This is a genomic window from Terriglobales bacterium, from assembly GCA_035454605.1.
Lineage (GTDB): Bacteria > Acidobacteriota > Terriglobia > Terriglobales > Acidobacteriaceae > DATMAB01.
The window spans coordinates 1-24,769 of record DATIGQ010000081.1 but is presented as its reverse complement, the minus strand read 5'-3'; the positions used below and the strand labels follow the sequence as shown (position 1 = coordinate 24,769).

At 63.6% G+C, this 24,769-nt stretch carries 21 protein-coding genes; 19 read left to right on the top strand and 2 right to left on the bottom strand.

Annotated elements, in window-relative coordinates:
- Nucleotides 1-16 precede the first annotated feature (16 nt).
- The gene (locus VLE48_05840; GenBank protein HSA92515.1) at nt 17-544 is read right to left on the bottom strand and encodes a CarD family transcriptional regulator; all 528 of its coding nucleotides are present in this window, start codon (nt 542-544) and stop codon (nt 17-19) included.
- 263 nt (nt 545-807) lie between these two features.
- On the opposite strand from VLE48_05840, the gene greA reads away from it, so the two are divergent.
- The 7 genes from greA to VLE48_05805 all read left to right on the top strand — a co-directional run bounded on the left by greA (nt 808) and on the right by VLE48_05805 (nt 10,981).
- On the top strand, nt 808-1,281 hold the full coding sequence (gene greA, locus VLE48_05835; GenBank protein HSA92514.1) for a transcription elongation factor GreA: 474 nt from the start codon (nt 808-810) through the stop codon (nt 1,279-1,281).
- On the top strand, nt 1,278-1,910 hold the full coding sequence (locus VLE48_05830) for a CDP-alcohol phosphatidyltransferase family protein (GenBank protein HSA92513.1): 633 nt from the start codon (nt 1,278-1,280) through the stop codon (nt 1,908-1,910). Before greA ends, VLE48_05830 begins: the two co-directional genes overlap by 4 nt.
- 44 nt (nt 1,911-1,954) lie before the next feature.
- Nucleotides 1,955-3,646 carry a DUF885 family protein gene (locus VLE48_05825; GenBank protein HSA92512.1) on the top strand — a complete coding sequence of 564 codons (1,692 nt, stop codon included), beginning with the start codon at nt 1,955-1,957 and terminating at the stop codon, nt 3,644-3,646.
- Entirely contained in the window at nt 3,639-4,556 is a 918-nt protein-coding gene (locus VLE48_05820) for an isoaspartyl peptidase/L-asparaginase (protein ID HSA92511.1), read from the top strand. The genes VLE48_05825 and VLE48_05820 overlap by 8 nt, the downstream gene beginning before the upstream one ends.
- A 145-nt stretch (nt 4,557-4,701) precedes the next feature.
- The gene (locus VLE48_05815; GenBank protein HSA92510.1) at nt 4,702-8,364 is read left to right on the top strand and encodes a TonB-dependent receptor; all 3,663 of its coding nucleotides are present in this window, start codon (nt 4,702-4,704) and stop codon (nt 8,362-8,364) included.
- A 421-nt stretch (nt 8,365-8,785) separates the two neighbouring features.
- Entirely contained in the window at nt 8,786-10,498 is a 1,713-nt protein-coding gene (locus tag VLE48_05810) for a LysM peptidoglycan-binding domain-containing protein (GenBank protein HSA92509.1), read from the top strand.
- A 138-nt stretch (nt 10,499-10,636) separates the two neighbouring features.
- On the top strand, nt 10,637-10,981 hold the full coding sequence (locus VLE48_05805; protein ID HSA92508.1) for a hypothetical protein: 345 nt from the start codon (nt 10,637-10,639) through the stop codon (nt 10,979-10,981).
- 88 nt (nt 10,982-11,069) lie between these two features.
- On the opposite strand, the gene VLE48_05800 is transcribed toward VLE48_05805, so the two are convergent.
- The gene (locus VLE48_05800; GenBank protein ID HSA92507.1) at nt 11,070-11,786 is read right to left on the bottom strand and encodes a S24 family peptidase; all 717 of its coding nucleotides are present in this window, start codon (nt 11,784-11,786) and stop codon (nt 11,070-11,072) included.
- A 130-nt stretch (nt 11,787-11,916) separates the two neighbouring features.
- Here VLE48_05800 and VLE48_05795 point away from each other — a divergent pair, with 130 nt between their 5' ends.
- From VLE48_05795 to VLE48_05740, 12 genes are all read left to right on the top strand, one after another.
- Nucleotides 11,917-12,138 carry a hypothetical protein gene (locus tag VLE48_05795; protein HSA92506.1) on the top strand — a complete coding sequence of 74 codons (222 nt, stop codon included), beginning with the start codon at nt 11,917-11,919 and terminating at the stop codon, nt 12,136-12,138.
- Nucleotides 12,139-12,585: 447 nt separating this feature from the next.
- On the top strand, nt 12,586-12,990 hold the full coding sequence (locus VLE48_05790; GenBank protein HSA92505.1) for a hypothetical protein: 405 nt from the start codon (nt 12,586-12,588) through the stop codon (nt 12,988-12,990).
- Between the two features lie 105 nt (nt 12,991-13,095).
- Nucleotides 13,096-13,449, top strand: coding sequence for a hypothetical protein (locus VLE48_05785; protein ID HSA92504.1), 354 nt, complete (start codon nt 13,096-13,098; stop codon nt 13,447-13,449).
- Nucleotides 13,450-13,508: 59 nt separating this feature from the next.
- Entirely contained in the window at nt 13,509-13,961 is a 453-nt protein-coding gene (locus VLE48_05780; GenBank protein ID HSA92503.1) for a dual specificity protein phosphatase, read from the top strand.
- Nucleotides 13,962-14,144: 183 nt separating this feature from the next.
- Complete coding sequence (locus tag VLE48_05775) at nt 14,145-18,617, top strand: right-handed parallel beta-helix repeat-containing protein (protein ID HSA92502.1); 4,473 nt, start codon at nt 14,145-14,147, stop codon at nt 18,615-18,617.
- Nucleotides 18,618-18,664: 47 nt separating this feature from the next.
- Complete coding sequence (locus VLE48_05770; protein ID HSA92501.1) at nt 18,665-19,081, top strand: hypothetical protein; 417 nt, start codon at nt 18,665-18,667, stop codon at nt 19,079-19,081.
- A gap of 86 nt (nt 19,082-19,167) precedes the next feature.
- Complete coding sequence (locus VLE48_05765; protein ID HSA92500.1) at nt 19,168-19,920, top strand: hypothetical protein; 753 nt, start codon at nt 19,168-19,170, stop codon at nt 19,918-19,920.
- Nucleotides 19,914-21,476, top strand: a complete 1,563-nt coding sequence (locus VLE48_05760; GenBank protein HSA92499.1) for a hypothetical protein — start codon at nt 19,914-19,916, stop codon at nt 21,474-21,476. The genes VLE48_05765 and VLE48_05760 overlap by 7 nt, the downstream gene beginning before the upstream one ends.
- Nucleotides 21,477-21,560: 84 nt before the next feature.
- Nucleotides 21,561-22,391: a HipA family kinase gene (locus VLE48_05755; GenBank protein HSA92498.1), complete on the top strand. Its 831-nt coding sequence runs from the start codon at nt 21,561-21,563 to the stop codon at nt 22,389-22,391.
- Between the two features lie 132 nt (nt 22,392-22,523).
- Nucleotides 22,524-23,330: a DUF3037 domain-containing protein gene (locus tag VLE48_05750; protein HSA92497.1), complete on the top strand. Its 807-nt coding sequence runs from the start codon at nt 22,524-22,526 to the stop codon at nt 23,328-23,330.
- On the top strand, nt 23,330-23,701 hold the full coding sequence (locus VLE48_05745; GenBank protein HSA92496.1) for a hypothetical protein: 372 nt from the start codon (nt 23,330-23,332) through the stop codon (nt 23,699-23,701). The genes VLE48_05750 and VLE48_05745 overlap by 1 nt, the downstream gene beginning before the upstream one ends.
- Before the next feature lie 79 nt (nt 23,702-23,780).
- Nucleotides 23,781-24,769: phage portal protein (locus tag VLE48_05740; protein ID HSA92495.1), on the top strand; the 989-nt coding region annotated here is incomplete at its 3' end.

Below are 24,769 nucleotides of genomic sequence, written 5' to 3'. Positions count from 1 at the left end.
GAAGGCGCGCCTGGAATCAGGCCTGGAACGCTTCGCGGAACCGGAGCTTGGTCTTGGCCAAGGCCTTGGTCAGCAGTTGCTCGGCCTCATCCTCACTGGTGTTCTTGGCCAACGCCAGCTCGCTTACCAGCAAGAACCGCGCCCGATCCAGCATCTTCTTCTCGCGGAAGGAAAGCGGCTTGGTCTGGTTGAGCTGTAGCAAGCTCTTGAGCACGGCAGCCACGTCCATGAGGGAGCCGGTGCGCATCTTGTCGGAGTTTTCCTTGAAGCGGCACTTCCAGTCGGCGTGATTGTCACACTTGAAGTCCGTCAGGTAATCCAGGACTTTCTGTACCTCGCCGTTCTTGATAACGCGCCGGAGCCCTACACTAGCCACATTGTGGAACGGAACCATGACCCGCAGGCTCCCAGCGGTAAATTTGAGGATGTAGAAGCGTTCCACGGCAGCCCCGAGAGTGCGGCTGCCAATCTGCTCGATCACCCCGACGCCCTGGTTGGGATAGACGACCCGGTCGCCGATGTGAAAGGCGCTATCTCCGTTCATGAGGACCCCGTGTGCAGAATGGAGGGGGAGTAGCTTTGGGCAAACCATTCTCATTATAGGCCTGAGTGTCAAGTCAGTCAATGAAGTGTGTGTCCCAAGTAATACAAGCGTAAGCAATTAACGGTTAGAGCTCCTTAATCCCAGACGGCAGTATGGAACGGCACGCCGAGACGGTTGGTTCGAGACCGGGGGTTTATAATGGCCGCGAGCTAGGGCCGGGAAACGCGGGCCCGTGCCGCCGGTGGGACACCGCTCAGGTTGCCATGCCAGAACAGATCCGCAGGAAGCTGGAAGAAGAGATTCAAACGCTCGAGTATGAACTGAATAACGAGCTTCCCAAGGAGCTGAAGAAAGCGGTCGCCATGGGCGACCTCACCGAAAACGCCGAGTATCACATGGCGAAGCAGCGCCAGGAGTTTGTCCGCGCCAGGCTGGGGCAACTCAAGAAGCGTCTGGCCGACCTGTCGCTGGTAAATCTGAACAACATCCCCAAGGATCGCGTGGCCTTCGGCTCTCGAGTGGTGGTCTACGACCAGACCCGTAACCAGGAGATGGAGTTCCGGCTGGTGACCAGCGAGGAATCCGATGTGGAAAAGGGACTTATCTCGACCACGTCTCCTATTGGACGGAGCCTGATGGGAAAGAAAGTCGGCGACACCGCGGTGGTGGTGACTCCCGCCGGCCAGAGGGAGATGGAAATCCTGAAGTTGACCACCATTCACGACGGGGCGTCATGAGCTGGACGGCGGCGGTCGGAAGTGCGTGCCGGGTACTGCTGCAGGCGATCATCCAGAGCCTGGCCTTGACCCGGATTTCTCCCAACACCTATACCTTCCTGGGCCTGGTGGTGACGGTAGTCGCGGCGGTGCTGTTCGGCTATGCCTCGGGCGAGAACCAGGCAGCCATGTTCCGTTCCGCCGGCCTGGTAGTGATCCTGGCTGGCTTTCTGGACATGGTGGATGGGCGCATCGCGCGCGCCAAGAACCAGGTGACTCCTTTTGGCGCCTTCTACGACTCGGTGCTGGACCGGTATGGCGATCTGGCGTTGTTTTTCGGACTGCTGGTGTACTACGCCCGGGCCAACCGGTTCTTCTACGTTGTGCTGGTGGCGGTGGTAATGACCGGATCCGTGATGGTCAGCTACACCCGGGCACGGGCCGAGTCCTTGATCGGCGAATGCAAAGTGGGCTTTCTGGAGCGGCCCGAACGGCTGGTGCTGGTGATTCTGGGAGCGCTCTTCAACCGCATGGCGCCGGTGCTGTGGGTGATCGCCGTGCTCTCGAACATCACGGTGTTGCACCGGATTCTTTATACCTACCAGAAGACCCGGCAAGCTGAGGCCGTGCGTACCAGCGAAGCGGCATGAAACACGGCACCGCCGGTTGTCCTCCCTGCTCTGAGGGTAATCGAATGAGGGCTCTAGCCGTTTGCCTGGCGTTATGGCTGTGCCTGCCGGCGACCGCAACTGCCTCGTCCTCCCCAGAAACACTGGAGGCGCTGGCAAAGGACTTCTGGGCCTGGCGCGCGAGGACGCAGCCTTTTTCCGGCGACGACATTCCGCGGATCGAGCGTCCGGCGGACTGGCTGCCGGACTGGTCGCCCGCGAGCATTGCGGAACAGGGGCGTGCTCTGGAGGGCTTCGAGCGGCGCTGGAAGCAGATGGATGCGAACGGCTGGCCGGTAGCGCAGCAGGTGGACTATCGGCTGATCGGTTCGGCGCAGGCCCGGGTGCGTTGGGAGCTGGAAATCCTGCAGCGCTGGCGGCACAACCCCTACTTTTATGTGGACCAGACGTTGGGCAGCGTCTTCGAGCCCTTGCTGCCGCCTCCGCCCTTCGATACCGCCCGCAGCCGGGTGATCGTAGGGCGTCTGAAAGTGATTCCGCAGACCCTTGCACATGCGCGTGTGAATCTCGACCAACCCCAGGCGCCCTTTGCCCGGCTGGCCATTGCGGCATTGGCGGATGTTCGGGTCCGTCTGGGGACGGTGCAGCGAGAGCTTCGGCCCCTGCTCGATCCTGCAAGCGCAAGTGAGTTGCCCGATGTAATGGAGAAGGCCGTGGCAGCGTTGGAGGCCTACCGCGAATGGCTCAAGCAGGGCCTGCCGCAGATGCCGGAACAGACAGCGGTCGGCCGTGAGGCCTACGTGTTCTTCCTCAGGCAGGTAGCCCTGGTTCCGTTCACTCCGGAGGAGCTTCTGGCCATGGGCAGGCAGGAGTGGGACCGCGCCGTTTCATTCGAAGCCTACGAGCAGCAGCGCAATCAGGGCCTGCCGCAGCTCTCCATTTTTCCCGACCAGAAGGCGCAGATGGAACGGGAGGAACATGACGAGCTGGCCGTGCGCCGGTTCCTCGAGGAGAAAGGGATTCTGAGCGTTCCGTCGTGGGTGAAGCACTACCGCAACCTGCCCCTGCCCCCATATCTTGAGCCGATGTCGTTCCTGGGCGTGACTGCCGACCACACCTCGCCCACGCGACTGGAGGAGAACGGCGTTAGTTACATCCGCCAGCCTTCGCCGAACCTGGGCTATTTCGGCTTGTCTACCGCCCGCGATCCGCGCCCCATCCTGGTGCATGAGGGCGTGCCGGGGCACTACTTCCAGCTTGTGTTGAGCTGGGCGCACGAGGATGCGATTCGCCGGCACTTTTACGATTCCGGTCCGAACGAAGGCCTGGGTTTCTACGGGGAAGAAATGATGCTGCAGGCCGGCTACTTCGACGACAGTCCGCGGACACGCGAAATCATTTACAACTTCATGCGGCTGCGCGCCTTGCGCGTCGAAGTAGATGTGAAATTGGCCCTGGGCGAATTCTCCATCGAGCAGGCAGCCGAGTATCTAAAGACGGCGGTCCCTATGGATGCGCAGACAGCGCACGAGGAAGCCGCGGCCTTCGCGGCCGGGCCGGGACAGGCGATCACCTACCAGATCGGCAAGTTGCAGATTCTGGAGTTCCTGGCCGCTGCGCGACGCAGCAAGGGCTCCGATTTCCGCCTGCGCGACTTCCACGACTTCTTGTGGAAGAACGGAAATGTGCCCATTAGCCTGCAGCGATGGGAATACCTGGGACTGGCCGACGCAGTGAAGAGGCTCGACCGTGAGTAGGCCGCCAGTCCTGGTGGTTCATGGCGGCGCCTGGGCGATCCCCGACGACGTGGTCGAAGCGCACATCGCGGGGGTGCGGCGCGCCGCGGCCGAGGGCTGGAGCGTACTGACCCGTGGCGGCTCTGCCCTGGATGCCGTCGAGGTGGCGGTCGCAGTCATGGAGGACGATGAGACCTTCGACTCCGGGCGCGGCAGCTTCCTCACCCGCGACGGCCGCGTGCAGCTGGACGCCATCCTGATGGATGGCGCCACCCTCCGCGCCGGAGGCGTGGGCTGCGTGGAGCGCGTTCGCAATCCCATCCACGTCGCGCGCAAGGTGTTGGATGAGAGTCCCCATGTTTATCTTGTCGGAGAAGGCGCCGAGCAGTTCGCAGAAGAGCACGGCATCCCTCTCTGCGACAACCGTGAGCTGGTGGTGCCGCGCGAGGTCCGCCGGCTTGAGGACTTCAAAGCGCAGGCAGCCAATGGCGAGACCGTAGACCTGTTCGGATCCGCGGTCTCCCACGATACGGTGGGCGCCGTGGCCTGCGACTCCCTGGGGAATCTGGCCGCGGCCACCTCCACGGGCGGAACGCTGGCCAAGGCGCCGGGGCGCGTGGGCGATTCCTCCCTCATCGGGTGCGGGTGCTACGCCGACAATCAGAGCGCAGCCGTTTCCACTACCGGCTGGGGCGAGCCCATCATGAAGCTCGTGCTCGGCAAGTGGGCGGCGGACCGGGTCGAACAGGGCGTGGCCCCGGAGCGCGCCGCGGCCCTGGCCATGGAGCACTTGAAGACCCGCGCGGGCGGCCACGGAGGCATCATTCTGCTCGACGCCCAGGGCCGCTTCGGCCTGGCGCACAACACGCCGCGCATGGCATGGGCTATCCGCAGGGTTGCGGAAGAAGCAGTGGGCATCCAGCGCTCCTAGGCCGTGCAGTGCCCGCGGTGGTTCCTGCTGTCCCTGTCATCTCCTTGTCTTGCTTGCCTTTTCGGCTGCTTCTGATGTACAAGTTGCCCGCTTCCCGTCCAGAAGCAGGGGGCGTGGCTCCGCGGGAAGCTGAGGGGTGAGGCCGATGAGGACTGCCACAAAGTTTGCCTTCCGGTTTTTCCTGTTTGCGCTCATGACAACCCAGCTCTGGGCGCAGGGCGTTGCGACTGCTGATCTCTCCGGCACGGTGACGGATCCGAACGGCGCCGTGGTTGCCGGCGCCCAAGTGGCGCTGCGGGACGAGGCACGAGCCTTCGAGCGCATGACCATCAGCGACGATGAAGGTGTCTATCAGTTCCTGTTGGTGCCGCCCGGCCGTTACTCGCTGACGGTCGAGGCTAAAGGCTTCGCCAAGCTGGTGAACACCGGCGTGGTGCTGACCATCGGCCAGTCTGCCGAGCTGCCGGTTTCGCTCAGAGTGGCAGGCGCGGAAGCGGTGGTGGAAGTCACCGCCGAGACGGAACTGGTGGAAACCACGCGCAGCTCCGGCTCGACCACGATCGTGCAGCAGAGCATCGAGAACCTCCCCATCAACGGCCGGAACTACATCAACTTCACCCTCACCAATTCCCAGGTGAAGCGCGACACCGCGCCCAGCATCGGTGTGGCCCCAACCTCGGGCCTGAATTTCGGCGGACAACGCGCCCGCTCCAACCTGGTCAACGTGGACGGAGCCGATGCGGTGGACAACTCGGTCAACGGCATCCGCTCGACTGTTTCCCAGGAAGCGGTGCAGGAGTTCCAAATCATCACCAACGGCTACAACGCCGAGTACGGTCGCGCCTCCGGCGGAGTGGTGAACATCATCACGCGCTCGGGCACCAACGCGCTGCACGGGAACCTGTTCGGCTATCTGCGCCATCGCGACATCCAGGCCGACAATCCTTTCACCACCGTGGCGAACCCGGCATTCACGCGGGTGCAGGCGGGCGCGACCCTGGGTGGGCCTATCAAGAAGGACAAGACCTTCTTCTTCTTCTCGTATGAGACCACCCGCCGGCAGGAGTCGGGTTTTTCCACCGTCGGTTCCGACAACTTCGGCCTGGTGCCATTTGACGCCTCGGCGTTTTTTGGAGCTCCCCCGGGATTCGTATCCATCCAGGCGACTCCGGCTCAAGCGGCGTTTCTAGGCGGAGCACCGGTTAATGCCCTCACCATGGCCTATGCCGCACTGGTAGGACGGTCCTCCGGCGCCGCCATCGACGGCGTGTGGCCCGGCTTGCTCGCGGCTCCCTGCGTCTTCCCCACTCCGACTCCAGGGACCTGTTTCGCTTCCACCGGTATCCCCCTCAACGGCGACTTTGTGCCGTTGCAGACGCTGGTCGGCAACTATCCGATTTCGGAAGGCACTACCGTGGTCGCGATGCGGCTGGACCATCGCTTCAACGCCAATCAGACGGCCCTTTTGCGGGTGAACGTGAGCCCCAGTTCGGTGACCGGAATCCAGGTAAACGCGCAGAACCAGAACTTCGGGCAGAACGCCTTCTCTCGCACCTCGGCGCAGGACTTTCGGGACGTCAACGTGATCGCACAGCACACCTGGCTGATTGGCAGCAACAAGGTGAACGAGTTCCGCTTCCAGTTCGCGCGGCGCGGCCTGCTCTACACCTTTTCGCGACAGGGGGACACCCCGCCGCCTCTCCCAGGCGACTCGGGGACCAATCCCGATGGCGGCCAGGTTGCCTTCAACATTCCGGGCTTCGCCTTCTTCGGCCGCGAGCCGTTCTCCTTCGCCGACCGCGTGGAGAAGCGCTACCAGTTCACCGACAACTTCTCCATCCTGAAGGGCAACCACAACATCAAGTTCGGCGCCGACATCAATCGTGTCCCCGTGGACGCCGATTTCACCGTGAACTTCGGCGGCCTGTACAACATCGGTTCGCTGGGCGCTACTTCTTTGTCTCCACTCTTTGCCGGTTTTCCTAACTTCTCGCCGGTCCAGGCCTACGGACTCGGTATCCCGCAAGTGTTCATCCAGCAAGTGGGCGATCCGCATTATGCGGAAACGATTACCTCGCTGGGCGTGTTTCTGCAGGATTCCTGGCGCATCAAGCCCAATTTCACCCTGAACATCGGGGTGCGCTATGACGTGGAATGGACACCGGAAGAGGCGGCGCTGAATCCCCTCGCGGACGCGGCTCAGAATGCCCTGAACATCACGCAGGGCATACCGATGGACACCAACAACATCGCTCCGCGGATCGGCATTGCCTGGGACCCCTGGAAGGACGGCAAGACCGTGATCCGCGCCAATTACGGGCTGTTCTTCGACCACCCGCTGGTGGGCCTGGCGTTCCTGTCGCAGGTAGCGGACGGCGCGCAAGCGCCGGGCATCGTGTTGTTCGGTGGCAGTCCTTGCACCGGTGCCGGCGTGGCCAATCCGCTCAACCTGAATGCCACCAATGTGTGGCAGGGAACGCTCACGCTGCCCAACTGTGTACCCCCGGCCGTGCTGGGAGGCATCAACTACATCCAGGATGAAGCGCGCTTTGAGGGCCTGAACTCCAACTCCCTGTTTGTCAACCAGAACTACCTGACCGCCGGCGTGCCCCTGGCGGTGCAGCCTTTCGGCTTCCCGATCAGCAGCCGGTTCAAGTACGGCTATAGCAACCAAGCCAGCCTATCTGTGGAGCGCGACCTGGGCCACGACTTCGCGCTGAGCGTCAACTACAACTTTGTCGGTGGACGTCACCTGAACCGCTCCATCGATATCAACCCTCCGAATACGGAAGCGCTGATTGCCAATTGGGAGCGTGCTGTGGCAGCGGGTGCCGCCGCCCCGGCCACTCTCCCGGTGCAAGTTTCCACCTGTGGACTCGATCCGTTGGGCCGCCCGTTCGTGCCGGCTGCCCTGGTCAGCTTCTTCCGCATCTCGGGGCTGAATCCTTCCCTGGCTGCTTTTCCGCCGTTGGCGCCTTGCTTGCCGTTGGCCGCGGCCGTGATGGCCGAATTCGGCCTCGGCCTGGGCGTAGACGTGCCCTTCAACTTCATGAACTCGAATGTTTCCAGCGGCAGCTCCGTCTACCACGGCATGACTGTGAATTTGAAAAAGCGCTTCAGCCGCAAGTACGAGTTCCTGGCGTCCTACACCTGGTCACACGCCATCGACGATTCCACCGACCTGCAGTCGCTTCTCCAGCCACAGGACGCCCGTTTTCCGGACCTCGAGCGCTCCAATTCCACCTTTGACCAGCGGCATCGCTTCGTGTTCAGCGGTGTGTATCAGTCCGGCCGGCTGGGTGGCGGCGGATTCTGGTCCAGGTTCTTCAGCGACTGGACCGTGGCTCCCATCCTGGAAATCAGTTCCGGACGGCCGTTTTTGATTCTGGTGGGCAGTGACCGCAACTTCGACTTCGGCTCCAACACCGACCGTCCCCTGCAGGTCGCCCCGGGCACCACCAACCTGTGTGGCGACGTGGCCGTGCCTTCCCAGTACTCCAGCGCGGGAGCGTTTATTCCCGCCTGCCACATCGATGGCATTTTCACCGACAGCGGAGCAACTCTTCCTCTGGTCGGCAACACCTCGCGCAACGCCGGCACCCGTCCTTACACCATCTTCACCGACCTGCGCGTAGCCCGCCGCATCCACTTCAGCGAGCGCGTGAAACTGGATGCGATCATGGATATCTTCAACCTCCCCAACCGCTTCAACGTCGCCGACGTCAATGTGCTGTTCTCCCAGGCGGGAACGCCCACGTCCGCCTTCGACCCGCGCCAGTTCCAGTTCGCGCTGAAGCTTTCCTGGTAGGTTGGGAATCCTGGAGGTCCCGGTGGCAACACCGGGACCTTCGTTCGTTTTGGCGTAATGTCTGCCGGCCGGGTGGGCCACCCGGCAAGGGGTGACTCCGGCAGTACACTGGCCTCCGGTTCCGTTGACCCTCTTTGTAACTGCATAGTACGATTCACCAGCCTCTGACGACGCTTGGTCTGCTGGAGCGTCTAATCCCCTGTTGGTTCCAGAGGATATGGCTATTCATAAACGGCTCTTTTCCATCACGATTCTGGCGGCACTGGTCCTTCTCGGTTCCGGTTGTGAGACCACAAGCTCCCGGCACGACGCTGCGGTTCCCCCGAGCGGCGCTCAGGCACCGGTTCTAACGGCAACCACCGCCGCTGCTCCCAATACCGCGCCTTCCACCAAGCCTGTGGCGCGAGCGCCGGAAGCATCCGTGAAGCGCGTGGATCCGGTGGAAGGCCTGCTGGCCAAGGTCCGCAAGGAATACCAGGACGGCCAGGCCGAATATGCCGCCGGCCACCTGGATGCCGCCCGCGCCCACTTTGACCGTGCCTTCGACCTGCTACTCACGGGCCCTGTCAACGCTCGCTCGGATCGCCGTCTGGAGGAAGAGTTTGAGCGCATCGTCGATACCGTGAACCGCCTGGAACTGGAGGCGCTCAAGCAGGGCGACGGCTTCACCGAGCAGCACTCCGAGCCTGCTCCCATTGACGAAGCCAACGCGGTCACCTTTCCCGTGGATCCCAATCTGCGCGCCCGCGCCGAGGCCGGCCTGCGCACCACTGCGTCGGACATCCCCTTGGTGATGAACGATGTCGTCGCCAGCTACCTGGAGTACTTCAGCAACACCAACAAGGGCCGAAACACCATGCAGCATTCCTGGGAGCGTGCCGCGCGCTACCGGGATACGATCCTGCGCATCCTGCGAGAAGAGGGTGTGCCGCAGGATCTCATCTATCTGGCTCAGGCGGAATCCGGTTTCCATCCCCTGGCGGTCTCGCGTGCCGGCGCCCGTGGGATGTGGCAGTTCATGGCGGCTCGCGCCAGCGAGTACGGCCTGCAGCGCAACTGGTGGATCGATGAGCGGCAGGACCCGGAGAAGGCCACGCGCGCCGCTGCCCGGCATCTGCGGGATCTTTACGAACAGTTCGGCGACTGGCACCTAGCCATCGCCGCTTACAATTCCGGTCCGCTGAACGTGCAGAAAGGCGTGGAGCGCACCGGCTACGCCGATTTCTGGGAGCTTTACAAGCGCGACGTCCTGCCTCGCGAAACCAAGAACTATGTTCCCATCATCCTGGCAGTGATGATCATCGCCAAGAATCCCGGGGCGTACGGCTTCCAGCCCATGGAGGCCCAACCCCTGGCGGTGGAGCGCGTGACCGTGGATTATCCCCTCGACCTCCGGCTCGCGGCCGAGGCCGTTGACGTTCCGGTCAGCATTCTGCAAGACCTCAATCCGGGCTTGCTGCGCTTGACTACGCCGCGCCAAGGCGCCTTCGATCTGCGCCTGCCCTGGGGCACCAAAGAGACTTTCGAGCGGGCCATGGCTGCCATCCCCCGCGACATGCGAGTCTGGTGGCGCTACCACAAGGTGGCCAGCGGCGAATCCCTTTCCACCATCGCCCGCAAGTACCGCACCACCACCGATTCCATTGCCAAGGTGAACAACCTCACCGGCGACGCGCTCTACGCCGATGCCAAGCTCATCATCCCGGTCACACCGGGCAAGCGCCTGCCCGGCGACATGGAGGGCATGGTCTTCTCCAAGCGGCCGGTGCACTACAAGGTCCGCCAAGGCGACACCCTCATGTCCATCGCGGACGACTTCGGTGTTCCTTTGGAGAAGCTTCGCCAGTGGAACCGTCTGCGTGGTAATCATGTGCGCCGAGGGCAGCTCTTGCGTATCTATCGCCCGGTGACGGTGGAGTATCGGGAAGCCGCGGCGTCCACACCTAAGTCCAAAAACAGCAAACAGTTAAAAGGTAGGGTAGGGGAGCAGGTCCACACTGTCCGGTCCGGCGAGACTCTCTACAGCATCGCCAGCGCCTACGGGACCACCGTCGCGGAGTTGCAACGCGCCAACGGCCTCACCTCCTCCAAGCTCTATCCCGGCGATACGCTCATTGTCCGTTCCGGGCCCTAGCCCGGGTTGACAGCCCTCCTTCTGTTGCTATAATCCGCGCCTGCTCCGGGACGCATCCAACCTCGGAGTGATCTCCAAACGGCGCGCCCGGCAAATGGCTTCCGGTCCGCTCGAGTTGGGCCACATTTCGGAGGAGACATGAACTTCGACGACGAGACCCTCTACGCCAGTGACAACGACGAAATGGACGACTTCGGTGAGCCCGACTACGGCAACCTCGATGAGCAGTACGAAGAGGAAGAAGAGGAAGAGATGGATGAGTTGAGCGACGAGGGCGAGATCTCGGGCGCCACGGTGGTATCCGTGCCCGCCACGCCTGCTGCTCCGCCGAAGAGAGCTCCGGCCAAAAAGAAGGCGGCCAAGAAGAAAGCCGCCAAGAAGAAAGCCGCTGCCAAGAAGAAAAAGGACAAGAAAAAGAAGGGCAAAAAGAAAAAAGATAAGAAGAAGAAAGACAAGAAGAAGAAAAGAAAGAAAAAGCACTGACCGCCGGCAGGCTGCCGGTCCCCGCCCTCTGCAAATGAAGAAGCCGCGGCAGGTCGCCGCGGCTTCTGGCGTTTGCGCCCTGTTCTGTTCAGGTCTCGATCGATACGTGGCACACGCGGCCCACCACGTAGTCGGCTTGGGTCTTGCCCTCTTCGATGGCCAGCACATCCACCGGGTAGGCGGGGTTCTCCGGGCGGAGCACCAAGTGGCCCTCGGCCTCCTCGACATACTTGATGGTGCATCCGTCGTCCTTGCGCACCGCGTACATGTTGCGCTCATTCTTGCGGTAGGGCTTCAGCGAGTTGTAGTGGCGGTCAATCAGCACCATCGCGTCCGGCAGCAGCCGCGGGTACATGCTCATGCCCTCACGCGCGTCCACTTTTACCAGCACAAAGCGGTGCCAGTCGTCGCGCGCCGACTCCATCTCTGCCCGCAGCCTGCGCAGAAAGTTCTTCTTGAACTTCAGGATCTCTTTCACGTTCTCCTGCGTGATCAGCGGCTCGCCCGCGGCCACCGTGCCCTCCACCAGCAGAACGTTGTCGAACTCGTCCTCGCTGGGGGGCACGATCGAAGCCCGCTTGTTGATCTCGTCCGGGTCCAGCAGGTCCAGCACCGACATGTGCTGCGCCACCAGCACGCGATCCATGCCGTCCAGGCTCAGCGACCGCTTGCGGTTCAAAAAATTGGAAATGTGCGCTTGCTGGAAGCCGGTCTGCTTGGCCAGCTTCAGCCCCGTCAGTTCGCCGGCCTCGATGCGCTTCCACAGCGCCTTGCGGAGATTCTCCTGCAGCGCCTTGAATTTCATGGGCTGTTTATATCAAATCGCTATATGCAATGCAAGTCTTGTTCCACAAAGGAAATAAAATGCTTGACACGTTTCAAGCACCAAGATATGCTCCGTACGGATTGTATAACCCACAGTTCGGAGCGAATCCATGATCCCCCGACCCGAATCGGGCCCCCAAGAGCAGGTCTTCCTGGAGTTCCGCCGCAAGGTGCGCGACTCGGAGATGCTCTCCGCCTCTACCGAGCGCCTGCTCGCCGCCCTCGCCTTCACCGGCCGGCTGAGCGTCGTGGTCCAGAACGGACGCGTGCTCAAGTCCGGCTATGAGGAGGGCTACTTTTCACGAAAGAAGGACGACCGCATGATTCCTTGAAGTATTCGGCGGTCGTGGCAGGAGCTAGAAGCTAGAAGCTGCTGACCACTGACAACTGAATAGTCCGGCAGGTCGTCGCAACATCAACGAGCCCTGCTTCCATTCCGCGCCCGCGGATTGGAGGCAGGGCTCTTTTGCTTTGGAGGAAACGATGCCGCAAGCAGAAGCAGGGCAGAGCGTGGTGCTCGAGCCCAAGTATTGCGAACAGTGCGGAGCACTCGGACTCCGCCCGCAGGGGCAGCAGCTTTCCGTCTGTCGACGGTGTTACTCGCGCCGGGAGGAACTGGCCGCCGAACGCCGCCGCCTGGCCGGTGCCGGGAGGTGCGCATGAGCCGCCGCTTGGTTCCTGGCATTCGCCGCCACCGGCGGCATCGCGTCCGCTGTCCCAATTCCGACCTTGTTCATTACCGTGGACGAACCGTTGCCCTCCTGCGGCGCTTCCTTCGCATGTCCGTCGAGCTCGGCCGGCTTCCGGCGCTTCTGGGCCGTGAGTTCTTCCGTTCCAGCGTGAGCACCCTGCGCGTCCCGACCTTCGAGGACATCGTCATCTTTGTCTATGACGTAGAGCGCTGCCTCGGCCGCCTCGACCGCTTCGACCAGAGGCTCATCGCCCGCATCACGCTGGAAGAGTATTCCCGCGAGGAAGCTGCGATTTTGCTCGGTTGTGACCGTGCCACCATCAACCGCGGCTATCCGAAAGCCCTCGATCGCCTGAGCCGTAGGCTGCTCGACCTCGGTCTCATGCCTCCTTTGCCTGGCCATGTGGAGCCGCACCCTCGCCCGGCATCCGATGCGTGTCAAGAGCCAAAAAATGTCACTTTCACGCTAAGCGAAAGAAGGGAGGGCAAATAAACTTCAAAGAAAAATGCGCCTTTTACCCTTTTCGGTATGTTATTCTGAACTTAAGATAGGAAAAAGGGAAAACGGGCGCCCCAGCCGGGCGCCCGTTCCGCTTTTATGAGACCGCACAAGAACGGAAAGCACAAGCACGGACCCCTGAACGGCAAGGCTTCGGATGCCACGCCGACGCCCGCTCCGCCCGAGCTCGTCGTTCCCATTTCGCCACAGGCGGCGCTCGAGTCCGCCCAGCAGCAGGTGCTGCGCGCCCTGCCCGCGATCATCGCCGGCCTTGCCGAGCAGTCCCAGGCGAGCCATCAGCACGCCCGCTTCCTGTTCGAGTTCGCCGGCCTCGCGCCCGGCGCCCTGCCTCCGGAAGCGGCCGGTCCCTCGTTCGCGGAGATTCTCCTCGACCGTCTCGGCAGCATCGCTGTCGAAGAAGTCAGGCCGCCGGCGGAGTCCACGGATGCATAGGGTAGAATCAGACTCGCGGTGTTCTTCTGCGGCCTACGCCGCCGGACGCGAGCTGATTCATGGATCTGACTTGGGTGACCGACCGCATCGCGGTCGGCGGCGCCATCTGGGATGAGCGACGCATGATGGAGGTCGTCCGCCAGGGCGTCACCCACATCATCGACATGCAGATTGAGTTCGACGACACCCTGCTCGCCGAACCCTTCGGCGTCGAAGTGCTGTGGAACCCCATGGAAGATGACTTCCAGCCCAAGCCGCCGGAGGTCTTCCAGCGTGGCGTGGAGTTCGGCCTCCGCGCCCTCGATGACCCGGAAGCCCGGCTGCTCATCCACTGTGCCGCCGGTATCCACCGGGCCCCCATGATGGCCCTGGCCCTGCTGCGCGCCATCGGCTGGGAGCTCGATGCCGCCCTCGATCTCATCCAGATCCGCCGGCCGGTCGTGGATTTCGCCGACGTGTACGTCGAAAGCGTCGAGAGCTTCCTCCGCGACTATGCCCAGGCCGAGAAGTAGCCTTCTAAACCGCATCTAGCAATTAGCACCTGGCATTCAGCCGCGGGGCGGCTACTCTGGGCCGCACGGGTGTTTGCCCCTAGGTCTCCCAAGCGTCGTCGCTGGCCAGGTGCCAAGTGCTTAATGCTAAGTGCTGAACGCCAGGTGAACTGGCCAGCCGCCAAGAGCCAATAGCCAACCGCCATGAAGCGAATTCTCTACTGCCTGATCTCCATCGCACTCGCCGCCGGTCTCACACCACCGGTACGGGCCCAGGGCCCTGTGACCACCGCCATCGTTGACGTGGTCTATCGCGCCGACAGCACTCCGGCAGGCGGCACGCTGTTCATCACCTGGCCCGCCTTCGAAACGGCGGAAGGAAAAACCGTGGCCGCAGGTTCGAAGAGCGTCACGCTCGGCTCCGGCGGCACGCTCAACGTCAGCCTGGTGCCCAACGAAGGCGCCACGCCCCCAGGCAGCTTCTACAAGGTGGTCTACCAACTCGACGACGGTTCCACCAGCCAAGAGCTCTGGAGCGTGCCGGCGACTTCGCCCACCACCATCGCCGCGGTGCGCGCCAGCATTGTGTCCTCGGGTGTGGCCATGCAGGTGGCCTCGCGGCAGTACGTGGATAACGCCATCGCCAACGTCACCACTACCAACAGCAGCTTTCACAACATCCGTCTCTGCGATGTGTTCAGCGGTACCGATGCCGGCGCCAAAATCCAGGCCTGTATCAACTCGCTGCCTTCCACCGGCGGGATAGCCGACGCGCGCGGCATCCAAGGCGCGCAGACCATCTCTTCCACGCTGACTATCGACCGCCCCGTCCACCTCTTGCTCGGGGCGGCCACGTTCGAACTGGCCGTCACGGGTAGCTCGCCGGCCCTCGCCGTCACCTCCAGCGATGTCGCCGTCGAAGGGATGGGCGACAAGACCGTGCTGCACATCACCACTTGGGCCTGCGCCAGCAACAAGCTGGCATACGTCAAACTCGGAAACGATGCCGCCAGTACCGAGAATGTCCATCTGCGCGCCTTCAAATTTGCCGGCGAGAATCCGCAGGGGTCGCCAGTAAGCGGATGTGACGCGCAGGGTCCGACTTACGGCATCCTGTTCGGGCCGAATGCAGCGACTGCCGCCCTCTCGAACTCCAGCATCGTCGGCGTAATGTTCGAGAAGCTGGGTGGCGCGGGGATCAACTTCTCTGGCGGCAACGTAGGGACAGAACCTCAGTCGCGCAATAACCAAGCCAGGGGCAACTGGTTCATCAACGGCGCCTGGGACGGCATCAACGCTTTTTCCGGCGGGGTATCGAACGCTACCATCGCGGATAACCACTTCTACAAGATGGGCAATATGGGCGTGGAGTTCGCCGGAATGAACTCGCTCATCAAGGGCAATACCTTCGACGAAACCAGGAACTCTGCCATCTCCCTTGAAAACAACACGGCGCAGACGGGTTGGAACGTAGTCATCGGGAACACCATCCGCGACGTGGGGCAGATTTCCGCCACGCAGAGCAATCCCTGCATCCAGTTGGGTCAGAGCACGGGCGCGGTGCGTGTTGCGGTTATCCAAAACTCGCTCTACCGCTGCTATGGCCAGGGAATCGTGCTGGCAGGAAGCTCGACGCAGGACGTGTTCATTCACGGGAACCTGATCGACGGTTTCGGATTCAACGGCGTCAGCCGGACGCTTGGGGTGAGCGGTGCGTGGGCGGGCATAGAGTTGGTCAACAAGACGAGGATCTATGTCACCGGCAACACGGTGCGCTCGCTCGAAGGAGCAGGCGACCGTTCGGACTACGGCATCGTGGTGGGCGGCTCTCTGGCCACCGACAACTGGACCGACGGCAACACCACCATCGGGAACTTCCTCGTCAAGCCCATGCAGTTGCCCATCTCGTATGGAGCGAGCGGAGCAGGAACCAGGGTCGCGGTCGGGAGGAATTTCGACCTGGGCTCCGGGACGATGATCCCGCCCTCCCGCAACGACAACACCGAGGCCGTCCCTGTACTGGCCACGAACTCGGCCACGCCCTCGGTCGCGGGTTTCAGTGTCTGGAAGACCGCCAACACTTCCCCCACCGTCATTACGGATTTCACGGGGTCATCCATAGGCCAGCTACTCATCATCTATTCAGGGGATTCCAACACCACCATCGCCAACAACTCGAATATCGCCCTCGAAGGAGGCGTGAATCGGACGCTGGCCAGCGGCCAGGTCATTCACCTGATACGCGGCGACGGCGTAAACCCGCCGCAATGGAAGGAAGTCGGGCTGAAGGCCGATCTCACTCTGACGGGTTCGCTCGCGGTCGGGAGCGAGCTGCGCTGGTACGACCCCGACCGTAGCAACTATTTCGCGCTGAAGCAGGCGCAGAACCTCACCGCCAACTACGTCCCTGAGTGGAATGTCGTGGGCAACTGCTCCGCGAACGTGAACGGCGGCGCGCTGACCATCAACGCCACCAATCAGATCGTCTGCTCGGACGACGACGGCGGAGCCGGCGGCTCCGGCGACAGTGTCGCCGTTAACGCTGCACCGGCCACCGACGCCAACTTCAAAGATGGCGCCATCGCCGGCAACGATGTTCCGGTCAAATTCGCGCTCGACACGGTGCCGGCCCCGGATGACATCACGGCCAAGATCACCACCACCGACATTCGCTCGGTCACCTTCGGCAACGCTTCCGGTTTCACCTGGACCTTCGACGCCGGAGTCACCGATCCCACCCTGTCATTCTCCTCCGGTTCGATGAGCGTGGGTGCCGCCGACCTGCTGTTCGCGGCCGACAATGCCCGCGACATCGGCGCCAGCGTCGCCAACCGGCCCCGGGACTACTTCGGCGCCGGCCGAACTCGCGTAGGGCCCACCATCGCGAGCTTCGCAGCCACCTCACAGACGGCCTTGAACGACACGCACGATTTTGCTGCGGTGCTGAATGGCGCAGCCACCGACTCGGTGGGCTTTACCGGACTGCACCAGGACAACACCACCGCCGCCGTCACCATGGGACTGGCCGGCATCGGGGTAGCGGTGCACACCTCCGGAACCAAGGGCAATGTCATCGGCGTAGACGGCAGGGCGATCCACGAGGCGCCCGGTCTGGTCACCATCATGAAGGCGATTCAGGCCAGCACCTATGTTCAGGGCTCGGCCGGGAACGTCTCCAAGGCGGTCGGCCTCAACAGTTACGTGGATATGTCGGTCGCGGGCACCACCGTCAGCGACATGATGGGCCTGTGGGTTGAGTCGAATGCCCGTTCTGCGGGCACGGTGACCACCAACTACGGCATCAAGATCGACAATCAGACCGCAGGCTCGACCAACTACGCGCTTCATAGCGGGACCGGCCTGGTGCACTTCGGCGGCAACCTGGAGTTCGAAGGCTCTACCCTCGATTCCTTCAAGACCACTTTCTCCATCACCGACCCCACCGCCAACCGCACGGTGACCATCCCCAACGCCGATTCGGCTACCGTCCAGCCGCTCACCTGTTCGGGCACCGACAAGGTCAGCGCCATCTCCTCCGCCGGCGTCATCACCTGCACGGCCGATCAGGGCGGTGGTGGCGGACCGGAGTTCGCCGATAACACCTTCCGGGTGACGGATGACGTGGACTCCACCAAGAAACTGGCCTTCCAGATTTCCGGGTTCACTACCGCCACCACCCGAACCCTGGCACCGCCCAATGCAGATGGCACGCTTGCCATCCTGAACCTGGCGCAAACCTTCACCGAAGCACAGACACTTTCCAAGACGCAGAACGCGAATACCGCCTTTACCGTGGAAAACACCGACACCGGAACGTCTGCCCAGGCGTGCATCTTCCTGAAGGCTGGCGCTGCCACGGACGACTTCTACTTCTGTAATGACGCGGACGGAGCCAGGCTGGCCTTCGGCGAAATCGGTGTTGGAAACCGCTGGTATATCGACGGTTCCGGGATCTTCTTCCCGAACGAAGACAATACGTACGACATGGGCACGGCCGCAGCGTCGATCAAGAATCTGTATGTTGAGACCGGGATCGGCCCCACCGCCAACATGGTCCCCTTCACCTCCAGCGACACCATCGTGGGACGCGACACCGCCGACACGCTCACCAACAAGACGCTTGATGCCGAAGCCGCCGGCAACACCGTGAGCTATCCTGCCAGGTTCTGGCTTTCGGCTGCAGGCTGCAACAACTCGACCGCAGCCCCCAGCTTCGATCTGCCCACCTCGAGTGCCCCCGCGGCCTCCTGCTACGGTACGTCGCCGCACCGCTTTGGCGCGCTCGACTTCGCCGATGGCTCCGCCCTCACCGCCACCTTCCACGTCACCTTGCCCGCCGACTGGACCTCGACCGGCGGCGTCGACGTGAAGTTCATCTGGTTTTCCGGTTCTGCCTCGACCAATTCCGTGGTTTGGACGCTCCGTACCGCATGCCTGGCCGACGGCGAAGATCTGCTCAGCCCCACGTACAACAGCGAGCAGACCGTCGCCGACGCCAATAACGCCACCGCTAACCAGCGGAACTCCGCGGTGCTCACCGGTGCCACCATTTCCGGGTGTGCGCCTGGCGAAACCATGTACCTGCGCGTGGGCCGTGACCCCGCCAACGCCTCCGACACGCTCGCCGCTACCGCCGCATTGCTGGGAGTGGAAGTCACCGCGCGTCGCGCGATGTAGTCATTCAATTCGGCAATTCGTCGATTCCAAACGCTGTTTCTTCACTCATGACTGACAAGAACTGGGACCTCGAGATCCAGGGCTCCCCGCCGCCGGACAAGCCCGCCTGGGAGGGCGCGGTCCCCGCGCCTTCCGTGCCCTACCCGGCGCCGGAAGCCCGCGCTCCGCTGCCCGCCGACACGGACTGGGGATGGGACTTCTCTCATCACGTGCTGGCGCGCGGCCAGCGCATCACGCTGGCCGTCACCGCGCCCGCAGGCTGGTCCATCACCAGCCTCGAGGTCACGCTCGACGGACAGCGCGGCGCGCCGGAAAGCTTTGCACCCGGCACTTCTTCGGTGAAGCTCGCCCGCCTGCTTGACAGCTACTCACCGGGATCGAGGCACCGGGTCGCGGCTGTAGCCTGCGCCCGCCGCGAGAGTCAGGAGATCTCCCGCGCGTGGTTCGAAGAATGGATCGACTGAGGAAATGCAAAATGAAAAATGAAAAAGGCAAAATGCCGCTTGCCTCCCTTGTCTTCTTTTTTCACTTTGCACTTGTCATTTTCCCTTTGCCTGCCTTGGCCTCATGGGCGAGCGCTGGCTCGCTGGGCTCGAACCAGGCGAAGAGCGCGGGCACCAGCAACCTCACCATCACCACCACCGCCGCCGCGGAAGCGAACAACGTCATCGTGTGCGCGCTGGCGGCCGACAACCTGGACACCGCCGACGCCGAGACCACGCACTGGTCGGTTTCGGATTCGGCGTCTAATACCTACACCCGAGCCACGGAATTCGAGAACGCACAAGGCTCTGCCGGCGGCGGCGCCAATGCCTCCATCTTCTTCAGCAAGGTGGCCACGCAGCTCAACTCCGGCGGCACGATCACGTTCACCTCGGACTCAAGCGTCACCGCCAAAGCCGCTTCCTGCTGGGAGTTCACCATCACCTCCACCAACGTGGTCAGCGTCGCCGGCAAGAGTACGCTGCCCACCGACGGCGCTGACCCCGCCGCCATCTCCCTCGGCAGCTTGTCCGCCCAGGAGTATCTCTGGGTGCATGCCCTGGCCGGGGAAGGCCCCGACACTGACGCCTACACCTGGGACGCGGATTACACGCAGCTCACGGCAAACGGCACGACCGGCGCAAGCGCCGCATCGAACATGCACGTCCGCAGTGGAATCCGCATCTTCACCGGCACTACCGACAGCGTGGACGTCACTTCGGACACCTCCGACCGCGACTACGCCCAGGTGCTGGTGGCGCTTAAAGAAGCGCCACCCCCCGCGGGCCCGGCCACCGTGCCGCGGGTGATCCGGTGGTAGCCGTTGCTCTTCCCATCCCGGCTGCCGCCTCTGCGCTCCGCTCTTGGTGGCAGGACGACCTCGACTGCCTGCTCGCGCTCGGCCGCCGCTTGGAATTGCAGCCGGGGATCCGCTCCCGCGTGATGGCCGCGCTCCTGCACGTCCGCAACAAGGATGGCCAGTTGGTGCCGCTCGCCGCCAACCGCGTGCAGCAGCAGTACGAACGCAATGCCGGCAGCCGCAATCTGGTGCTCAAGGCGCGCCAGATGGGCGTCACCACCTGGATCGCGGGCCGCATCTTTCTCAGCGTCATCACCCGCCCGGGTACCATCGCGGTGCAGGTGGCGCACGACCAGACTTCGGCCGAGGAGATTTTCCGCATCGTGCACCGCTTCATGGCGAACCTGCCTCCGCGGTTGCGCGTGGGCGCGCTGCGTACTTCGCGCGCCAACGTCCGCCAGATCGTCCTGCCGGCGCTCGACAGCGAGTACCGCGTGGAGACGGCGGCGGACCCCAACGCCGGTCGCGGGCTCACCATCCGTCATCTCCACGGATCGGAGGTGGCCCGCTGGCCCGGCCCGGCCGCGGAGACTCTGGCGTCGCTGCGCGCCGCCGTGCCGCCCGCCGGCGAGATCGTGCTGGAATCCACGCCCGCCGGCGCTGGCTCCGTCTTCTACGACGAATGGCAGCGCGCCGAAGAGACCAGCTACGCCCGCCACTTCTTTCCCTGGTGGTGGGAGCCCGGATACACCAAGGAGGTCGCCGACCCCGGCCCGCTGACCCCCGAAGAGCAGGAACTCATCGAGCGCTTCGGCCTCCGGCCCGGCCAGATCGCCTATCGCCGCGAGCTGCGCTCCAACTTCCGCGCGCTTGCTCCGCAGGAGTTTGCCGAAGACCCGCACTCTTGTTTCCTCGCTTCGCGCGAATGCGTCTTCGATCTGGAAGTGGTCGAGCGCCGGTTGGCGGAGTGTCCCGAGCCCGCCGAATCGCGGGACAGCGGACGCCTGCAGGTTTTCTGGCCGCCGGTCCCCGGACGCCAGTACATCATTGGCGTCGATCCCGCCGGCGGCGGCGCCGAAGGCGACTACGCCTGTGCCCAGGTCATCGAGCGCGAAAAAGCCCTGCAGTGCGCTGATTTGCGCGGACACTTTCCGCCCGCGGAGCTGGCCGCGCGTGTCGCCGCGCTCGCTCGGGAATACAACCAGGCCCTGGTCGCCGTCGAGCGCAACAACCACGGTCACGCCGTGCTCGCCTATCTGCAGATGGCGGAGCACTATCATCACCTGTACCAGAAGGGGAGCCAACTGGGCTGGCTGACGTCGGCGCTTACCCGCCCTCCCATGATCGAGAATCTGGGCGCGGTGCTGGGCGTCGCGCCGCATCTGTTCTCCAGCCGGCGCCTGCTGGAGGAGTGCCGCACCTTCGTCCGCCGCCCCGAGGGCTCTGCCGGCGCCCTCCCCGGCGCCAACGACGACTGCGTCCTGGCCATGGCCATCGCCCTCGCCGTTCGCAGTGAGCTACCCGGCCTCGATTCCCACACCGGGAATCTCGAACTGGCCGCCCTCCCGGAACGGTAGTGTGTTGTCGTCCGAGGGATCTCCGTACCACGGACCTACGGTTGCTGGCGAAGGGGCCGAACAACTCTGTGACTTCGCGTCTCTGTGGCCAACAACCGCGCTACAATCCGCCGCTTGGCCATTCACGCCGTCCAACACGTTCGCCGGCTGCGTGGCGGCGCGCAGGCGCACCTCATGCGCGCCTCAGACGGACACTTCTACGTGGTCAAGTTCCAGAACAACCCGCAGCATCTACGGGTTCTGGCCAACGAATTGCTTGCTACACGGCTGGCGGAGCGGCTGGGCTTGCCGGTGCCCGTGCCCGCCGTCCTCGAGGTCTCGGAATGGCTCATCGCCCACACCCCGGACCTGACCGTGCAGCTGGCTGGGAAGGCGTTGCCCTGCCGCCCGGGACTACAATTCGGTTCGCGTTACGCCGTGGACCCGGCGGCGGGACAGGTCTTCGACTATCTGCCGGAGGTGCTGCTGGAAAAAGTTCGCAACCTGGCCGCCTTCGCCGGCGTGCTGGCGCTGGACAAGTGGACCTGCAACGCCAACGGCCGCCAGGCGGTCTATTGGCGCGAGCCCAAACAGCGCAAGTACACGGTCTGTTTCATCGACCAGGGCTACTGCTTCAACGCCGGCGAATGGAACTTTCCCGATTCGCCCTTGCGCGGCGTCCACGCCTCCAATGCCGTGTACGCCGGCATCCGCGGCTGGGAATCGCTCGAGCCCTGGCTCTCGCGCCTCGAAGCTCTGGACTCGGCGGCTCTGGGCGAACTGGCAGCGGAGGTTCCACCCGAGTGGTATGAAGGGAACTGGGAGGCGATGGAGAAGCTGGTCGCGGAACTGGTTAAGCGCCGCCCGCGCGTGCGCGAACTCATTACCGGGTTCCGCCGCTCAGCCCGCGACCCGTTCCCGCAGTGGAAAGACTGATGCTTAACCACGGAGGCCACAGAGGAACACGGAGGAGTCACAAAACGAAGGCGAGTAAATTGATTTTGCCCCTGTGTCCCTCTGTGTCCTCTGTGGTTAAGGTCTTTGCTGACGATTGAAGACTGACGACTGATGGCGGAACGCAAGCAACTCGAATTCTTCCTCCTCCGCTACGTTCCCGACGCGGTGAAGGACGAGTTCGTCAACGTCGGCGTGGTCCTGCTGGAATCCTCCAGCGGGTTCGCCGGCGTTCAGTTCGCCCGTGACTGGCGCCGCCTGCGCTGCCTCGATCCCGAAGCCGACCTGGAGATGCTCCAGGCCCTCGAAGCCGAGCTGCGCAGCAAGCTCAAAGACGCCGCCGATCGCGAAGCCCTGCTGGCTCGCCTGAAAGATTCACTTTCGGGCTCGCTGCAGCTTTCGCCTTCGAAGGCACTCGAAGCCGAATCACCGGCACAGGAACTCGCTCGCCTGGCGGAGATGTACCTGGAATCGCCGCGCCGTGTTATCGTCGCGCGCGAGCCTGCCGCCCGCTCGCGCATCTTCCGCCGCATGCAGGCGGCCTTCGAGCACGCCGGCGTCTGGCCGCTCATGCGCAAGAAGATCGCCGCCGCCAAATACACCCGCGCCGGCGACCCGCTGGTCATCGACTGCGGCTACCAGCCCAACGGCGTCGTCAAGATGTTCCACGCGCTCTCGCTCAAGTCGGACCCGAACGCCGCCAAGCTCCTGGCCTTCAGCTTCCCGCAGGTTGCGGAAGGCATCGCGCGCCTGGAAAAGGCCAGGTCCGAGCTGACCACGATTGTGGAGAACGATTTCGACGGCTCGAGCGAGCCTGTCGCCTATGCGCTCGACGTCCTCGCCCAGGCCCGCATCACGGTCGCGACCACGGCTGCGCTCCCGGAGATCGCCGACCGTGTGCGGAAGGAACTGCACGTCTGATGTCCGGCCCTGGCTTCGATCTCGTGCCCTGGATGTTTCACCTGCTGGCGGCCGGCCTGCTCGGCTTCGGCTGGCAGCGGCTGCTGCGGCCACCGGAGCACGAGGGTTCGCGCTGGCGCCGCCTCGCGCTCTTCGTTGGCTACTTCGGCGCCTCGGCCAGCTTTGTGATGTACCTGGTGGAGTTCTTTGCCGAGTTCCGTTATAGCAACCGCAGCTTCTATGACGACTTCTCCGGCGCGGCCATGATTCCGTTGTTCGTCGCCCTCGCCACGGCCGTCGCCGGCCAGGGCCGTGGTCGCGTTCTCCTGGCTCTCGCGACCGTGCTGATCTTCGGCCTCTGGCTCTCGATCACGCCCATGCGTTTGTTCTGAACTGACCTGTCTCCGTCTCTCCGTGTCTCTGTGGTGAAAAAGACTTTGCCCCGCGTTCATCCGCGGCGAAATCAAGACCATGAACATTCCATCCCTCGTCCGCGGCGCGCTGCGCCGCATCGCCGGCGCTCGCGCGCCCGAAGGCCGCCGCACGCTGCCCCTGCCGTCCGTCCTTTCGGCGCATGGGCCGCGTCCCGAGCGTCTTCCCAAGCCCACGCCGCACAACCTGCGCCGTTTCGCCGAGACGCCGGTGGCGCGCAAGGCCATCAACACCATCAAGGACCGCGTGGCCGGCATGCGCTGGCGCATCCAGCCGCGCAACGGCCGCTCCCTCGACAATCTCTTCGAAGGCACACGCCGCCTGCGCGCGCTCACCGACAATTTCGACGTCCCCAACCCCGACGACAGCTTCCGCTCGCTCGCCGAGCAGGTCCTCGAAGACGTCATCGTCGGCGGCTTCGGCGCCATCGAAGTGCAGCGCACCGCAGATCCGGAACGCCCGCTGGTCCTCTGGCCGGTCGATGGCGCCACCATCCGCCTGCGTCCCGACTGGGACGGTCGCCCCGACTCGCCGCGTTACGCCCAGGCCACCGGTCGCTTCGGCCCCGAGGCCCACATCGACCTCAACGACGACGAGCTCATCTACATCCGCCTGAATCCGCGCACCCACACGCCCTTCGGCCTCGGCCGCCTCGAGGTCGCGTTCGAAACCATCAACGCCTTCCTCGGCGCGCACCGTTACGCCGCGCGCCTGGCTTCGAACTCGGTGGTGCAGTACGCCCTTTGGCTGCAGGAGCTCACGCCCGCGCACCAGGAGCGTTTGATTCGCTGGTGGCAGGACGAGATCGAAGGCACGGGCCGTGTGCCCATTCTCTCCGTCGAGCATCGCCCGGAAGTGCTGCGCTTCGGCTCGGGCAACGACGACGACCTTCGCCTGCGCTGGCAGGAGCTCCTGCTGCGCGTCATCGCCGACGCCTTCGATCTGCCGCCGCTCTTGCTCGGCCTGGAGAACGACGTCAACCGCTCCACCGCCGCCGAGCTCAACGACCTCGCCTTCCGCTGCGCCAT

Bases quoted from the DNA above. Each gene is read 5' to 3' on its own strand.
- VLE48_05745 (HSA92496.1), top strand. From the start codon at position 23,330: ATGTCCGGCCCTGGCTTCGATCTCGTGCCCTGGATGTTTCACCTGCTG.
- greA (HSA92514.1), top strand. From the start codon at position 808: ATGCCAGAACAGATCCGCAGGAAGCTGGAAGAAGAGATTCAAACGCTC.
- VLE48_05805 (HSA92508.1), top strand. From the start codon at position 10,637: ATGAACTTCGACGACGAGACCCTCTACGCCAGTGACAACGACGAAATG.
- VLE48_05785 (HSA92504.1), top strand. From the start codon at position 13,096: ATGAGACCGCACAAGAACGGAAAGCACAAGCACGGACCCCTGAACGGC.
- VLE48_05770 (HSA92501.1), top strand. From the start codon at position 18,665: ATGACTGACAAGAACTGGGACCTCGAGATCCAGGGCTCCCCGCCGCCG.
- VLE48_05790 (HSA92505.1), top strand. From the start codon at position 12,586: ATGTCCGTCGAGCTCGGCCGGCTTCCGGCGCTTCTGGGCCGTGAGTTC.
- VLE48_05795 (HSA92506.1), top strand. From the start codon at position 11,917: ATGATCCCCCGACCCGAATCGGGCCCCCAAGAGCAGGTCTTCCTGGAG.
- VLE48_05825 (HSA92512.1), top strand. From the start codon at position 1,955: ATGAGGGCTCTAGCCGTTTGCCTGGCGTTATGGCTGTGCCTGCCGGCG.
- VLE48_05830 (HSA92513.1), top strand. From the start codon at position 1,278: ATGAGCTGGACGGCGGCGGTCGGAAGTGCGTGCCGGGTACTGCTGCAG.
- VLE48_05775 (HSA92502.1), top strand. From the start codon at position 14,145: ATGAAGCGAATTCTCTACTGCCTGATCTCCATCGCACTCGCCGCCGGT.
- VLE48_05815 (HSA92510.1), top strand. From the start codon at position 4,702: ATGAGGACTGCCACAAAGTTTGCCTTCCGGTTTTTCCTGTTTGCGCTC.
- VLE48_05800 (HSA92507.1), bottom strand. From the start codon at position 11,786: ATGAAATTCAAGGCGCTGCAGGAGAATCTCCGCAAGGCGCTGTGGAAG.
- VLE48_05840 (HSA92515.1), bottom strand. From the start codon at position 544: ATGAACGGAGATAGCGCCTTTCACATCGGCGACCGGGTCGTCTATCCC.
- VLE48_05750 (HSA92497.1), top strand. From the start codon at position 22,524: ATGGCGGAACGCAAGCAACTCGAATTCTTCCTCCTCCGCTACGTTCCC.
- VLE48_05780 (HSA92503.1), top strand. From the start codon at position 13,509: ATGGATCTGACTTGGGTGACCGACCGCATCGCGGTCGGCGGCGCCATC.